Here is a 15,754-nt window from a genome sequence, read left to right on the forward strand (position 1 = left end):
GACACATGTATCATTCAGTAGAGTCTATTAAACAGTAATTATTTAGTTGATATAAAAGCAATTAATATGTCAGTTTTTTGGTGAATGAACATTGAAAAATAAGCTTTTTTAGCAATAACTCCACCTCTAATGTTAGCGCTAACAACTGTTGTGTGATATAAAATAACTCACTTTTTAACTTTGTCGTTACAAAACAGGTTGCTTATGAGTCAACAAATAAACCCAATTTTACCAGGGTTTCATCCCGACCCCAGTATTGTCAGAGTAGGCGATGACTATTACATTGCCGTGTCGACATTTGAATGGTATCCCGGAGTTCAAATTTTCCATTCTGTGGATTTGGTTAATTGGACATTAGTGAGTAGGCCATTAAATCGGGCTGCACTACTGGATATGACAGGTTGTCCTGACTCCTGTGGTATCTGGGCGCCTTGTTTGAGTTATGCGGAAGGTTTGTTCTATCTCATTTATACCAATGTAAAACGATTTGATGGAAATTTTAAAGATACCCCTAATTATCTAACGACGTGTAGCACCATTGATGGTGAATGGAGTAACCCGGTTTATTTAAATAGCAGTGGTTTTGACCCATCATTATTTCATGATGACGATGGCAGTAAATGGTTAGTTAATATGCTGTGGGATCATCGACCAAATAAACATCCCTTTGCAGGGATAGTATTGCAGCAATATTGCCACAAACAGCAAAAGTTAATTGGCACAGCAGTTAATATATTTGCTGGTAGCCCTCATCGCCTTACAGAAGGCCCACACTTGTATAAGATAAATGATTATTATTATTTATTAACGGCAGAAGGTGGCACCAGTTATGAACATGCTTGCACGTTTGCGCGTTCAAAGCATATCGCGGGTCCTTATGAGATTGATCCCAATGTACATCTATTGACGTCTAAAGATCATCTAGATAAACCCTTACAGCGAACAGGTCATGGAGGTTTAGTTCAAACTCAAGAAGGGCAATGGTATTTAACCCATCTGCTCTCTAGGCCGCTAAAACTAGATGATGGTGTTAAGCGCAGCCCGTTAGGGCGAGAAACCGGTATTCAAGCATTAATATTACATGATGATGCTTGGTTTAGGCTGGCATCGGGTGAAGTGTATGGTGAGGTTAATCCTATAGGCTTAACCGTTACACCCAAAAGAGATTTCTCACATTATGATGACTTTTCAACCTCGATATTACCCTGCCATTATCAATGGTTGAGAATCCCAAATCCTGAATGTTTTTATAGTTTAACGGATAAGCCTGGCGCGTTGACTTTGTATGGTAAACATTCTGTAGGTAGTACCTTTAAACAGGCACTTATCGCGAGAAGACAACAGCATTTATCTTTTGTGGCACAAACTCAATTACGCTTTAAACCAATGAGCTTTCAGCAACAAGCAGGGTTAATTTGCTATTACAATGCGCATAAGTTTCATTATTTGTATGTTTCATATGATGATGAAAAAGGTGTGCATATCGATGTTATGAGCTGTTTGGGTGATGAATCTTTAAAAGCTGATTTTCCCATTTATCAAAAACGGCTGCCAATTAGCAGCGAGACTGTGAGCCTTAGGGCTGAAGTTGATAATGAGCTGCTGACCTTTAGTTATTCGGTTGAGAAGGATGTGTGGTTACCTATTTGCGAATTAGATTACAGTGTTATTTCTGATGAAGCAGGAAAGGGTGAAGGCGCTAATTTTACTGGTGCATTTATTGGGATGTGTTGCCAAGATTTAACTGGCGCAAATATTGCCGCTGAGTTTAACTATTTTGATTATCAAGAAAAGCATTAGCGATTTAACACTTAACAAGTCAGCGGTATAAAATAGGCCATCTTAATATTAAGATGGCCTATTTTTTATTCATTTAAACCTCAAAATAGGGGCTTAATAGAATTCAATTTTAAATATAGCGATTAACCACATTTTCAAGTAATTCTTGGCGTCCAGAAACCGATGTTGGATTGATATTCTGCTCATGGACTACCTTAGCTAAGCTTTCTAAGCTATGTTGACCATCAAAAATATCTTTACCAAGTCCTTTATTCCAGCCTGCATAACGTTGCTCTACAAATGAAGATAACGGTGCATCTTCAATAAGTTGTGCTGCATTAAGTAGTGATTTAGCCATGGTATCCATACCACCAATGTGACCATGGAATAAATCATCATTTTCACACGATTGACGACGAAGTTTTGTATCGAAATTTAATCCGCCGGTTGTAAAACCACCTGATTTTAAAATTTCGTACATCACTAAGGTACATTCAGCAACATCGTTAGGGTATTGGTCTGTGTCCCAACCATTTTGCATATCACCACGGTTAGCATCGATACTGCCCATAATGCCTTCAGCACATGCTACAGCTACTTCATGATGGAAGCTGTGTCCAGCCAAGGTTGCGTGGTTAGCTTCAATATTTACTTTAATTTCATCTTGTAAACCGTGCTTGTGTAAGAAGCCTGCGACGGTTGCAGTGTCATAATCGTATTGATGTTTAGTCGGTTCTTGAGGCTTAGGCTCGATTAACAAAGTGCCTTTAAAACCAATTTTATGTTTATGTTCTACTACCATTTTTAAAAAGCGTGCGTACTGTTCGCTTTCTTGCTTTAAGTTAGTATTCAGTAGCGAATCATAACCTTCACGGCCGCCCCATAACACGTAGTTTTCGCCACCTAAACGGTTAGTCACTTCCATTGCGTGTTTTACTTGAGCTGCGCCATAGGCAAACACTTCAGGGTTTGGATTCGTAGCACCACCTGCACAAAAACGTTTATTTGAGAACAGATTAGCTGTACCCCAAAGTAATTTAACGCCAGTACGCTGCATTTCTTTTTCTAGAATGTCTGCAATGTGGTTTACGTTAGCATGGCTTTCTTTTAACGTTGCGCCTTCAGGAGCAATATCGGTGTCGTGAAAGCAAAAATAGGGTACACCAAGCTTTTCAAAAAATTCGAATGCAACCTTGGCTTTTTGTTCAGCTAGAGCCAGTTGATCACCTACAGGTTGGATCCAAGGGCGATCGAAGGTACCTTCACCAAAAATATCAAAACCCGTTGAACAGAAGTTATGCCAGTAACAAGCGGCAAAACGCAAATGTTGTTTCATTGTTTTACCAAGAACGACACGATTTTCGTCGTAGTAACGAAATGCTAAAGGGTTTTTACTGGCTTCGCCTTCGTATTTGATTTTTTCGATATTATTAAAAAATTGTTCGCTCATGTTGACTCCGTTTCTTTTAGTTAATTTAATACTATTTAAGGGTTTAATTATTAAAATAGATGTTTGGTTGCTTGGTATAAGGCTTTAAATTTTTGATATTGATCGGCGTAATAAACTTGCATTTCAGGGTTAGGTAATACCAGGTGTTCAAGCTTGCCACTGGTGCAGATTGATTCAAGAGGACTCTGTTCTACAGCAATTCTTGCTAACCTTGCTGCGCCATATGCCGGTCCGACTTCACCGCCTTCACGGTATGAAAGTGAACGGTTCAATACGCTAGCAAGAATATCTCCCCATAATCGACTTTTTGAACCACCGCCAATAACCGTAATTTCATCAATGGTTGCACCCGCATCTAGTAACACCTGTTGACCATCAGCAAAAGCAAATGCCACACCTTCTAATACTGCGCGGCCAAGGCTGGCAGCAGTGGTGTTATGGTCTAAACCAAAGAAAACGCCTTTGGCATTCGGGTTATTGTGCGGGGTTCGTTCACCAGAAAGGTAAGGTAAAAACAACACTGAGTTTGGCTGACTAAAATCACATTTAGCGATTTGTTCTAGTAGGGCTGATTCATTGCCATAACCTGTTAGTTTTGTCACCCAACTCAAACAACTTGCCGCGCTTAATACCACCGACATTTGATGCCAGGTATCACTCAAACAGTGACAAAAAGTATGGGCAGCGTTATCTGGATTAGGTAAATATTGCTCATTTGCAACAAAATAAACGCCAGACGTGCCTAGAGATAAAAATGCTTGGTTTGGCTTAATCACGCCGATACCAATTGCGCCAGCGGCATTGTCACCCGCGCCAGCAACAACAGGCACAGAATCCATGCCCCATAAACTGGCAATATTCGGGCTTAACTTGCCTGTTATATCTGTGCCTTCAAATAGCTGCGGCATATGTTCAATGCTTAAAGAAGTTGCCGTTAGCATCGCTTCAGACCAGCAACGATTCTTGACATCTAACCACAGGGTACCTGCGGAGTCAGACATGTCTGATGCAAAATCCCCAGTCATTTTGAAACGTAAAAAATCTTTAGGTAATAATACCTTGGATACTTTGTTAAAGTTTTCAGGTTCATGCTCTTTTACCCATAACAACTTTGGTGCAGTAAAGCCTGGCATCGCAATGTTACCGGTAATATTACGCGAGTTGGGTTCATTTTCTTCTAAGGTTTTACATTGAATTTCGCTTCGACCATCATTCCATAATATCGCCGGACGAATAACTTGGTTGTCGCTATCTAGTAAAGTCGCCCCATGCATTTGACCTGACAAACCAATAGACTTAATCGCTTTGAGTAATTCAGGCTTTTGGGTTTTAAGCTCTGCCATCGCTGAACAGGTAGCTTGCCACCAATGATTTGGATCTTGTTCTGACCATTGGTCGTGGGGACGAGATATTGTCAGTGCTGAACTGGCTTGTGCTAACAACTGATCATTATTGTCTAAGATAATGACCTTCACACAAGAGGTTCCTAAGTCTATTCCAAGGTACATAATTCTATCCGTTGTTATGAGTTTCTATTTTTTGTTAGCGCTAACATTATCATTGAGTTTTAAATCTATCAAGTGTATTTTGTTTCATTAATGTTAACTTTGGTTGGCTGTTAATCGAGTTAATAGCAGATAGCGCAGGTTTTACAGCGCGATAAATCGCTTTTGATAAGGCAATTTGATGAATATAAAGGGAGTAAAGTATGGCCAAGCTAAATTGGGGGATTGTTAGCGCAGGAAGGATTGCAGCTTTATTTTGTCAGGACTTAGTCTTTTCTGAGAATAGCCATTTATATGCGGTAGCAGCCAGAAAGCAAACTGATGCCGATGAATTTGCCAAGCAATACCAGGTTGAAAAAGCGTATCAAGGCTACCAAGCATTATTTGATGATCCAAAGGTTGATATTGTGTATATCGGCACCCCACATAATTTTCACTTTCAACAAGCCTTCGATGCGTTGACTGCTGGAAAGCATGTACTGTGCGAAAAACCGATGACAGTTTCAACAGAGCAATGCCAAATTTTGGTCACCTTAGCCCAAGATAAAGGCTTGCTGCTGATGGAAGCCTTATGGACTTACTTTTTACCTGCGATGCAACAAGCTAAGCAATGGTTAAATGATGGCCGAATTGGCAAGCTTAAGCACATTAAAGTTGATTTTGGTTATCCCGTGCCGTTTAACCCAGATGGCCGAGAATATAATGCTGAATTGGCGGGTGGTTGTTTATTGGATATGGGAATTTATCCCTTGGCAATTGCAGATTACTTCCTACAGTCTGATATCGATAATCTCTATGTTCAAGCACATGTCTGCGAAACAGGTGTGGAAGATGATGTCATCATTATTGGCAAAAGCGATGATGTGATGGTCAGTCTTGCAACCTCATTTCAATGTCGATTGGGTAATAATGCTTATCTTATTGGCGATAAGGGTTACATCTTGATCCCTGATGCATTTAGAGCGAAAGAATGTCATTTATTTCATCTTGATGATTTAATCGAAAGTTTTAGTGATGATAGACAATCATTAGGTTATCACTTTGAGGCAGATGAAGCATGCCGACTGATTAAGCTGGGCAAGGCTGAAAGTGCAGTGGTTACCCATCAACATAGCTTATTGTTTCAAGTACAGTTAGCCAAGGTTAAGGCGCTTATTTAAGGCTTAAGGTTAGTGTTTCTGTATCATTAAGTTTTTTAATATTAACGATATATTTATGAAGTACGTGAGTAGCTGTTTATATTTTTGACCTGATAATGATGAGTAGGCAAGTTATGGGTAAGGTAAAAAAAGCACGCATACAGGATGTCGCATTAGCAGCTGGTGTCTCAATGATGACAGTATCGCGGGTTTTAAACCAAGATCCTAACGTCAGTGATAATACTCGCAGTAAAGTGCTAGCTGTGGCTAAGCAGTTACACTATCGACCTAATGAATCTGCACGTCGATTAGCCAGTAATAAATCCTATTTACTCGGGTTAATATATGACAATCCAAGTGATGCCTATATTAGCCAGTTTTTGTTAAGTGCATTGAAAAACTGTCGTGCTAAAGGGTTTCACCTCGTGGTAGATGAAGCAGACAATAACCTTGATATAACACTGCAATCAGTAAATGATCTGATTAACGAAACCAAAGTGGATGGAATAATTTTACTGCCTCCGGTTTGTGACCAAAAGGAAATAATTGATTGTTTACAACGGGCTAATGTTCCGTTTGTAAGAGTCGCGCCGGATAGTCAATTAACTGTTTCACCCTATATTTGTATGGACGACTATCAAGCCGCTTTTGATTTAACGGAAACACTAATAAAACAAGGTCATCATAAAATTGGCCATATTATTGGTGATCCGAAGCAAGGGGTTAGTCGTTTACGCTATCAAGGTTATTTAGATGCACTGCGTTCAAATAGAATAAATATCCCGCCTGAATATATAGAACAAGGTTACTTTAGTTATCAATCTGGAATGTTAGCTGCGAAGAAAATGTTGTCGTTAACTGATAAACCTAGCGCTATCTTTGCAGCTAATGATGATATGGCTGCCGCAGTCATATCAATTGCCCAAAACCAAGGGCTGAATGTCCCTAATGACTTATCTGTTGTCGGTTTTGATGATACAACGCTTGCTACGATTGTATGGCCAAACATCACTACGGTTAGGCAACCTATCAATGACATGGCCAAGTTAGCGGTGAGTTTATTTACCGCTAATAAAAATAAAGACTTTTCTGATCTAAAAGGCACTCAACTACGCAACATTCTAGACTTTACTATTATCCAAAGAGAGTCGAGTAAAGCGAACACGTAAACGACTAAAAGTGTTAATAAACTGGTTTTAACAATACTCACATCAAAAATTTGGAGGCATAAACACACGTTTACACTTGGGTGTTTATGCACTCAACATTTAACTTTTCAGTCTCTCAAAGTATAAATTGAAATTGTATCAGTCATTTACAATTATGATTTTGATGAGTAAAGTGTTTTATAAATTTCTGTTGTGTATGACTTTAGAATAGGGTGTTTAGCTAGCTATTGACTGCTACATCCCCTCAAGTTGTATCACATTGCTTGCTCTATTATTTGGATACCCCCCGTGAACTTTATAAACGAAGTTATTAATGAAGAAACGATTCCAGCTGATTGTATTAGTAACTTAACCGTTGATAATCTTATTTTTACCCTGCATGAAGGTAAGCTAAAAGTATTGCTCGTTAAATACAATCAAGGGCTTGCAACTAACCAGTGGGGGCTCGTTGGACACTGGGTACGCAGTAATGAGAATCTTGAAACGGCGGCATCTCGCGTCGTTAAAAATACCACGGGTGTCGAAAACTTGTACTTAGATCAGCTAGGTGCATTTGGTGATGTTGACCGTTATCCTGCCAGACGTATTATTACCATTGCTTTTTATTCATTAGTGCGTTTTGATGACACTGATTTAGCTCATGGTGCCAATGCTATTGAGTGTGAATGGTTTGATGTGAGACAAGTCCCTAAATTAATGTTTGATCATGGCAACATTCTCGCCAGCTGCTTAAATCATTTAAAATACAAAGTAAGACATGAACCCTTAGGTTTCAGTCTATTACCTGAGAAGTTCACTTTATTACAACTGCAAGAATTGTATGAATCTATATTGGGTTTAACCTTAGACAAACCTAACTTTCGTCGAAAAATTTTAAAGATGGATTTATTGATAGATTGCAAAGAAAAACAACGTAATGTGGCACATCGCGCTGCCGCATTGTACCGTTTTGACATTGATGTTTATGAAAAGCTGACGCAATTCGGTTATACCTTTGAATACTAAAACATAAGTTTTGCTACCCCATCAAAGACAGCAATCGCTGTCTTTTTTACATCCTGTTAATAATTACCTAAAGCTGTTTACAATGTTAATTAATTGATATAGTGTTTGTGACTATAACCTTTAATTGGAATGTAATGGTAATGGAAAAGACGAATAAGAAACTCACCATTAAAGAAAAGCTTGGCTATGGCCTAGGAGACACTGCAAGTAACATCGTGTTTCAAATGGTCGCCAACTTTATGTTGATTTTCTATACCGATGTTTATGGACTCTCTGCAGCAGCTGCCGGAACCTTATTGTTATCGGTTAGGCTTTTTGACGGATTAACTGACCCTATCATGGGCGGTCTAGCAGATAGAACTCGTACTCGTTGGGGCTCATACCGTCCATACATTCTAATGTTAGCAGTACCTTATGGCGTTTTAGCCTGCTTAGCGTTTATCACCCCTGATTTTGATAGTACGGGTAAGTTGATTTATGCCTACGTGACTTATGGGCTATTAATGACATGTTACACGGCAATTAACATTCCATATGGTGCTTTAGGTGGGGTGATGGCTTCAGATCCTAAAGAAAGGACCTCTTTACAATCTTTTAGATTTGCCATGGCGATGGCTGCGCTGGTGGTTATTGTTTGGGCAATACCAAGGTTAGTCGAATATTTTGGTCAAGGGAATGATGCTGTAGGTTATCCATTAGCAATGATTTTCATGGGGACATTAGCCGCTATCTGTTTCTTAATGTGTTTTGCAATGACCAAAGAAACACTCACTAACACGGATGCGAGTAAACGCTCGACTCAGAGTATTTTTAAAGATTTCTTTCAGTTATTTAAAAATGATCAATGGTTAGTCATTGCCATTATTAGTCTAGCGACGTTAATTCTTATCGGTATTCGAGCATCTGTTGCACCGCATTATATTAAATATTACATCGGTGATGAATCGCTGCTATCGAATTTTTTAACATTGGCAGCAGTGGGTTCAGTACTTGGCGCAATATCAACTAACTTCCTGTCTAAGTTTATTGAGAAAAAGATCCTGTTTCAGGTGGCATTAGTGGTAGTGATAATTTCACATTCACTGTTTTATGTCATAGGTAGCGACCAAATAGAACTTATCTTTATTACTTACTTCATCGCCAACTTTGCCCATATGATCATAACGCCCATTATGTTTTCAATGGTTGCTGACACTGTTGATTACGGCGTTGAGAAAATGGGTAAACGTTTAACGGCTATCACTTTTTCAGGGCATTTGTTAGCCATTAAATTTGGGTTTGCTATTGGTGGCGCATTAGCTGGTTGGATATTGTCTGCGTATGACTATGTCCCTAATGAAGTACAAACTGAACATACATTGTCAGGCATTTTATTGGCCTTTGCCGGAATACCTATTGCGTGCACCATCATCTGTTTATTTGTCATTAGTAAATATCGTTTAACAGAAATGGAAGTTAAAAAAATTCAATTAAATCTACTTGAAACAAAATGCAGCTAGTTACTTTTAATTATTGAAAATTGTTAATTTAAAAGTATTCGTTGAAATCTTGGTGTTGTATTGGGTGCTAAGGTTAAATAGAAAAGGGAAACCATGATTAATAAAGAAGTAAGTGATGCTGAAAGGAAGCAGCAATTGGATATTGAAAATGCTCATTCTTTTAAACAGAAGGATGAACCATTAGTATCTCATATATATACAGCCGATCCTTCTGCTCATGTGTTTGAGGATAAAATATATATCTATCCTTCACATGATATAGAAACTGATACTCAAATTAATGACGATGGCGATCATTTTGCCATGAAAGATTATCATGTTTTATCTATTGATAATGATACTAATGACGTGATTGATCATGGTGTTGCTCTGAGTGTAGAAAATGTTAAGTGGGCCAGTAAGCAAATGTGGGCGCCAGATGCTGCTCATAAAAATGGCGCTTATTATTTTTATTTTCCGGCTCGTGATTTACAAGGTATTTTTAGAATTGGCGTTGCAACAAGCCATTCACCTGCAGGACCGTTTGTTGCTGAAGATAATTATATTGAAGGTTCATTTAGTATAGACCCGGCTGTTTTTGAAGATGATGATGGCAGTTATTACTTATATTTTGGTGGTTTATGGGGCGGGCAATTACAAAATTGGCATGAAGGCCAGTTTAGTCAGCAAGACATTTACCCTGAAGATGAGCAAGCTGCATTGCCAGCCAAAATGGCAAAGTTATCAGATGATATGTTGTCTTTAGCCGAAGAGGTTCAAGACATCGTTATTGTCGATGAAAAGGGTCATCCAATTACTACTGCAGATAATGAACGTCGTTTCTTTGAAGCGTCTTGGGTACATAAACATAATGGGAAATATTATTTTTCATACTCTACTGGAGATACCCATAATATTGCTTATGGTATTGGTGATAATCCTTATGGGCCATTTGTATATCAAGGTGTGATATTAAATCCCGTTTTAGGTTGGACTAACCATCATTCAATTGTGGAGCATCAAGGAAAGTGGTTTTTATTCTACCATGATGCCAGTTTATCTTCGGGTCAAACACATTTACGTTGTGTGAAAAAAACACAATTACACCATGATTCAGACGGTCAAATAATAACCGTAACAGCATATGAGTAATGCTTTGTATAAAGCTGGATAGCAGCATTTTTATTTGCCTAAATAAGTTATGGTCAATTTGACTAGTAGATTTAAATGATACAGGTAAAGATTAACGAAAAGTTTACACATTTAAATACGCAATAATGAGCAGAGAATCGACAAACTATAGCTTTATATTGAATTTAACGATTTAATAACATACGAATCGATTGCAGTCTTTGTTAGTACTCTTTATTGGATTTTTAAATCAAACGGTTAGTTACTTCTGGGGAGTAATTAATTGAAAAAGGAGTCATTGCCATTTTGGCAATAACGAAGCGAGGGGAGAATGAGATGTTTAATAAAAAGATAATAGCCACTTCAATTCTAGCAGCATTAAGTTCAATGTCTGCAACACATAGCAGTTATGCTGCAGAAGCAGCTGATGAAGTCGAAGTGATTCAAGTGACAGGTATTCGTGGCAGTTTAATCCGTTCAATGGATCTAAAACGCGAAGCCGTAGGTGTTGTTGATGCCATTTCTGCAGAAGATATCGGTAAATTTCCGGATACTAACTTAGCGGAGTCACTGCAACGTATTACTGGTGTTTCTATTGACCGTTCTAACGGTGAAGGTAGTACTGTGACTGTGCGTGGTTTTGGCTCGGCACAAAATCTTATCACCTTAAATGGACGACAGTTACCTAATACTACAGGTAGTCGTACGTTTGATTTTGCCAATGTCGCTGCCGAAAGTGTATCCGGTGTTGAAGTTTATAAAACCTCTGATGCCAGCATTACTACTGGTGGTATTGGTGCAACGATTAATTTAAGTACTTATAAACCACTAGATGCACCCGGTCTAACAGCCAGTCTTTCAGGTAAAGCTGTAGATGATGCTTCGACTGAAACAGGTGGGGTTACTCCTGAGTTTAGCGGTTTATATTCACAAACTTTTGCTGATGATACTTTTGGTATTGCTATTTCAGGTAGTTATCAAGAACGTGAAAGTGGTATGAAACAGTTTTTAGCCGATCAAGGCTATCGTGCCAGTGACGCTAGCAACACAGGTTGGGGCGGCGTACCAGCAGGTGCTGAAGGCGGAACTAATCGTCCAACTATGGGTATTTACTCAAACCCACAACAGCCACGCTATGTCATGGAAGAACGTCAACGCGAACGTATCAATGGCCAATTAACATTACAATATCGTCCAATTGAAAACTTTACCGCAACCCTTGATTACACCACTTTTAGAAATACTATTGAAGAACAACATACTGATGCTTCAGTTTGGTTTAACTATGCTGGCGATCGCAGTGAATCGGTTTGGACGGGTGAGCCCAATGCTGTGCCATTAATTTATTCTGAAATTTATGACATCAACAGCCCTGGTGATTTAAAAGATACTTCATTAACTGTAGGTGCTTGGGGTCGTGAAGAGGTTACTGATTCAATTGGCTTAAACCTTGATTGGCAGGTAACAGAAGATTTAGTGTTAACGCTAGATCATCATAGCTCTAAAGCCAACATGAAAGCGTCGGATCCACGTCACGGTACTCGTAACAACGTGCAATTACCGTCATATACGCGTAGCCGTACCGGCCTTGATTTAACGGGCAGTTTACCGGGCATTGCTGTAGGCGATATCGAAAACTTTAACCCTAGTACCATGCGTTTATCAGGAAGTTGGTTTGCCAATGACAAATACACGTCAGAAATTGATCAAACTCAATTAGATGGTAAATACCATTTTAACAGTGATTTAAGTATTGATTTTGGTGTTTCGCTTAACACTGTGAATAACCGCTATCGTCATACTCAAGTGCAACGCCCAGATTGGGGTGGCGTCGGTGAAGAAGGTGACTTCGAGGATATTAATTGGACTGAAGATACCATCCTAGACAAATTTGATGATACAGGTACCGCTGGTGATTTTGAAGGTACTCCAACCCAAAGTGATTACGATTTATTTAATCGTATTTTCTTTGCTGACTTTGATGAGATCATCAGTGCTGCAGAATATGCCGATCCTATCGCTAATGTTGATGGTCTATATGGTGATTGTAAGGCCGCCTCTGGCGCTGCTGCAGGTCCTAATGGAGAAGGCCAATTCTGTGCTTCGACGAATTGGGATGCTGATACCAACCGCTTTACTGAAGAAGAAACCACCGCAGCATACATTCAAGCTAATTTCTTAGGTGAAATGTTTGATATGCCATATAGCGTACATGTCGGTCTACGTTATGAACAAACTGATGTAGTCTCGACAGCTTCGGCGCCGGGTTATAGCCGCGTTGAATGGAACGAAGACACATCCACCTCTATCACGGGGCAAACAGGTATTGAAACTCTAAAGCAAAGTGCTGACTACGATATTTTCTTACCAAACATTAACTTTAACTTAGATGTGACCGAAGATGTACGCGTTCGCGCAGCAGTAGGTAAAACAATTTCACGTGCGGGTTATAACTCGCTGTTAGGTGGAACGACCATTAATACGGGTGGTAATTTAAGTGGGTACTCTGGCAGTTCAGGGAATCCTGGCTTAGAACCATTAGAGTCAATTAACTATGACTTGTCTGCAGAGTGGTATTACGATGCGGGTAGTTATGCTTCTTTGGGTTATTTCAGAAAGGACGTGTCTAACTGGATTAGCTATGGCTCTACACAGTCTAATATTTTCAATCTATCTAACCCTTTGAGTGGTGATAAATTTAATGCGGCAGTGGCAGCTTTAGGTGCTAACGCATCAAATGAGCAAATTCGTACTTATATTTTTGAAAATTATGCAGATGATCCAAACGTAACACCAAATTTTGATGATGATGGCTTGTTAGATGGCGGTACGATTGCTGGCGACCCATTAACAGATGATGAAGTCGTATTTGACTTAAATGTGCCTATTAATGGTGACACAGAACATACCATCGATGGCATTGAGTTTAATGTACAACACTTATTTGGTGAAACGGGTTTCGGCGGTATTGTAAACTACACCATGGTAGATTCAGATTTACAATATGATGATAGTTCACTTGAAGATACTGAAGCATTAGTGGGCTTAAGTGATACTGCAAACTTAGTGTTATTTTACGATAACTACGGTGTGCAGGCGCGTATTGCTTATAACTGGCGTGATGAGTTCTTGTCAGATAAACGCGTTAATGGCGATTTAACCACGCCTATCTACACTGAAGAATATTATCAAATTGACTTCAGTATCAGTTATGACATTCCAGCAGTTGAAGGACTTACCGTCTTTGCTGAAGGGATAAACATTACTGAAGAAGTGGTTCGTAAGCATGGTCGTCAAAGCCAATTAGTGTTTGAAACAACACAAACAGGTGCGCGATATGGATTAGGGGTTCGCTATACGTTCTAGTAGCGAGCTGTAAATGATAGCGGCTGTCCCCAGTCGCTATCACCCTTATTTACTTGTGTTTGTGGTGAGCAATGAATAATAAAATCACAGAAGTTGTTATTGTTGGCGGTGGTACAGCAGGCTGGTTAACGGCAGGGATCCTTGCTGCACAGTTCAAAAAAAAGTCACTAGCGTTTAATATCACCCTAGTTGAATCCGCTGATATTCCCACGATAGGCGTGGGTGAGGGGACTTGGCCTTCAATGCGTGAAACGCTGAAACATATCGGGATTCGCGAGTCAGATTTTTTAACTCATTGCGATGCCAGTTTTAAGCAAGCGTCGAAGTTTGTTAATTGGAACAATCCAACGACGAGTCATAGTTATTACTACCATCCATTCACACAACCTGTAGCGGCTGATTTTCAACAGATAACCGACAATGCAGTCACTAACCACTCTGCTTGTCATTACGATGGTGCAGCCAGTTTCGCTCAATTATTCTGTTATCAATCAAGTCTTTGCCAGCTTAATTTAGCCCCTAAATTAACCCATACAGCAGATTACGACTATATCGGTAATTATGGTTATCATCTTGATGCGGGTAAATTTGCATTATTATTAAAAAATCATTGTATTGATACACTTAACATCAAACATATCAGCGCTAACGTCATAGGACTTAATGCGGATGCAACAGACTTTATTACCTGTTTACAGACGGATTCTTTAACGTCGCCGCTTGTTAATGGTGACTTATTTATCGATTGCAGTGGTCAACAGGGCTTATTGATAAAACAGCATTATAAAATTCCGTTTATTTGTAAAAAATCTATCTTGTTTAACGACCGTGCCGTTGCGGCTCAGGTGCCTTATTCATCGAAAAACCATCCCATTAATTCAAGTACCCTTGCCACAGCGCAGGCTGCTGGTTGGATTTGGGATATTGGATTGCAATCTCGCCGTGGGGTTGGCTATGTGTATTCCAGTGAGTTTATATCAGATGAAGAAGCCAAGATTGCGTTAACGCAATACATTGGTGGTGAAGTCGACAGCGTAAGCGTTAAACACCTTAGCTTCAATCCTGGCCATTTAAGCAAATTTTGGCATAACAACTGTGTTGCTATCGGCATGTCAGCTGGCTTTATAGAGCCGCTAGAAGCGTCAGCTTTAGCCTTAGTCGAACAATCAGCGATGTTTATTGCTGAGCAGTTTCCGCATCATGTGCAAGTATTGCCTCTTATTGAAGAGCGTTTTAATCAACGAATGCTCAACCATTGGCAACAAATAATTGATTTTTTAAAGCTGCACTATGTTTTATCAAATAGAAAAGACAGTGAGTATTGGCGTAAACATAAAGATGACACCACAACGCCAACTTCTTTACTGAAGTTATTGGCGCTTTGGCAGCACCAAGCCCCGAGTAAATACGATATTACCCAAGCTTATCCGCTTTTTCCTGCTGCCAGTTATCAATACGTGTATTACGGCATGAAGCAACATGAGCTGAGTGACAAACTCGATTTAAGTCAATACTCGGCGCAAATACAGAAGGTCGCTCAGCAGCAACAACAATTAAAACAAGTCGCTATTTGTAATCGAAGTTTACTTAACAGTATTCAGCAAAGCATTATTCAAACAAGCAGAAACAAAGATCTCACTATAAAAAAAAGCCCCATTCATAACCGCGCCGACGATCATCATGACAAGGCTCAATTAGCATAGTGGTATTAATAAAACCCAAAAGGAACGCA

General features: G+C 39.4%; 10 protein-coding genes. 8 read left to right on the top strand and 2 right to left on the bottom strand.

Annotation, left to right across the window (positions count from 1 at the left end; genetic code table 11):
• Positions 1 to 204 precede the first annotated feature (204 nt).
• Positions 205 to 1,800 carry a glycoside hydrolase family 43 protein gene (locus BCU94_RS14335; protein ID WP_102476767.1) on the top strand — a complete coding sequence of 532 codons (1,596 nt, stop codon included), beginning with the start codon at positions 205 to 207 and terminating at the stop codon, positions 1,798 to 1,800.
• A gap of 109 nt (positions 1,801 to 1,909) precedes the next feature.
• Here the strand turns inward: BCU94_RS14335 and xylA are convergent, their stop codons facing one another.
• Both xylA and xylB read right to left on the bottom strand, forming a co-directional pair.
• Positions 1,910 to 3,229, bottom strand: a complete 1,320-nt coding sequence (gene xylA, locus BCU94_RS14340) for a xylose isomerase (RefSeq protein ID WP_102435458.1) — start codon at positions 3,227 to 3,229, stop codon at positions 1,910 to 1,912.
• Positions 3,230 to 3,279: 50 nt separating this feature from the next.
• The gene (gene xylB / locus BCU94_RS14345) at positions 3,280 to 4,737 is read right to left on the bottom strand and encodes a xylulokinase (protein WP_102435456.1); all 1,458 of its coding nucleotides are present in this window, start codon (positions 4,735 to 4,737) and stop codon (positions 3,280 to 3,282) included.
• A 200-nt stretch (positions 4,738 to 4,937) separates the two neighbouring features.
• On the opposite strand from xylB, the gene BCU94_RS14350 reads away from it, so the two are divergent.
• From BCU94_RS14350 to BCU94_RS14380, 7 genes are all read left to right on the top strand, one after another.
• Positions 4,938 to 5,894, top strand: a complete 957-nt coding sequence (locus BCU94_RS14350) for a Gfo/Idh/MocA family oxidoreductase (protein ID WP_102476768.1) — start codon at positions 4,938 to 4,940, stop codon at positions 5,892 to 5,894.
• 113 nt (positions 5,895 to 6,007) lie between these two features.
• Complete coding sequence (locus tag BCU94_RS14355; RefSeq protein WP_102476769.1) at positions 6,008 to 7,042, top strand: LacI family DNA-binding transcriptional regulator; 1,035 nt, start codon at positions 6,008 to 6,010, stop codon at positions 7,040 to 7,042.
• Between the two features lie 288 nt (positions 7,043 to 7,330).
• Positions 7,331 to 8,047: an NUDIX domain-containing protein gene (locus BCU94_RS14360; protein WP_102435451.1), complete on the top strand. Its 717-nt coding sequence runs from the start codon at positions 7,331 to 7,333 to the stop codon at positions 8,045 to 8,047.
• 140 nt (positions 8,048 to 8,187) lie between these two features.
• Positions 8,188 to 9,546: an MFS transporter gene (locus tag BCU94_RS14365; RefSeq protein ID WP_102476864.1), complete on the top strand. Its 1,359-nt coding sequence runs from the start codon at positions 8,188 to 8,190 to the stop codon at positions 9,544 to 9,546.
• A gap of 93 nt (positions 9,547 to 9,639) precedes the next feature.
• On the top strand, positions 9,640 to 10,677 hold the full coding sequence (locus BCU94_RS14370) for a glycoside hydrolase family 43 protein (protein ID WP_102476770.1): 1,038 nt from the start codon (positions 9,640 to 9,642) through the stop codon (positions 10,675 to 10,677).
• Between the two features lie 315 nt (positions 10,678 to 10,992).
• Entirely contained in the window at positions 10,993 to 14,022 is a 3,030-nt protein-coding gene (locus BCU94_RS14375; protein WP_102476771.1) for a TonB-dependent receptor, read from the top strand.
• 71 nt (positions 14,023 to 14,093) lie between these two features.
• Positions 14,094 to 15,725 (top strand): tryptophan halogenase family protein, encoded by a 1,632-nt coding sequence (locus BCU94_RS14380; protein ID WP_102476772.1) that lies wholly within the window; start codon positions 14,094 to 14,096, stop codon positions 15,723 to 15,725.
• Positions 15,726 to 15,754 lie beyond the last annotated feature (29 nt).

The organism is Shewanella sp. 10N.286.52.C2 (assembly GCF_002874545.1).
Taxonomy (GTDB): domain Bacteria; phylum Pseudomonadota; class Gammaproteobacteria; order Enterobacterales; family Shewanellaceae; genus Shewanella.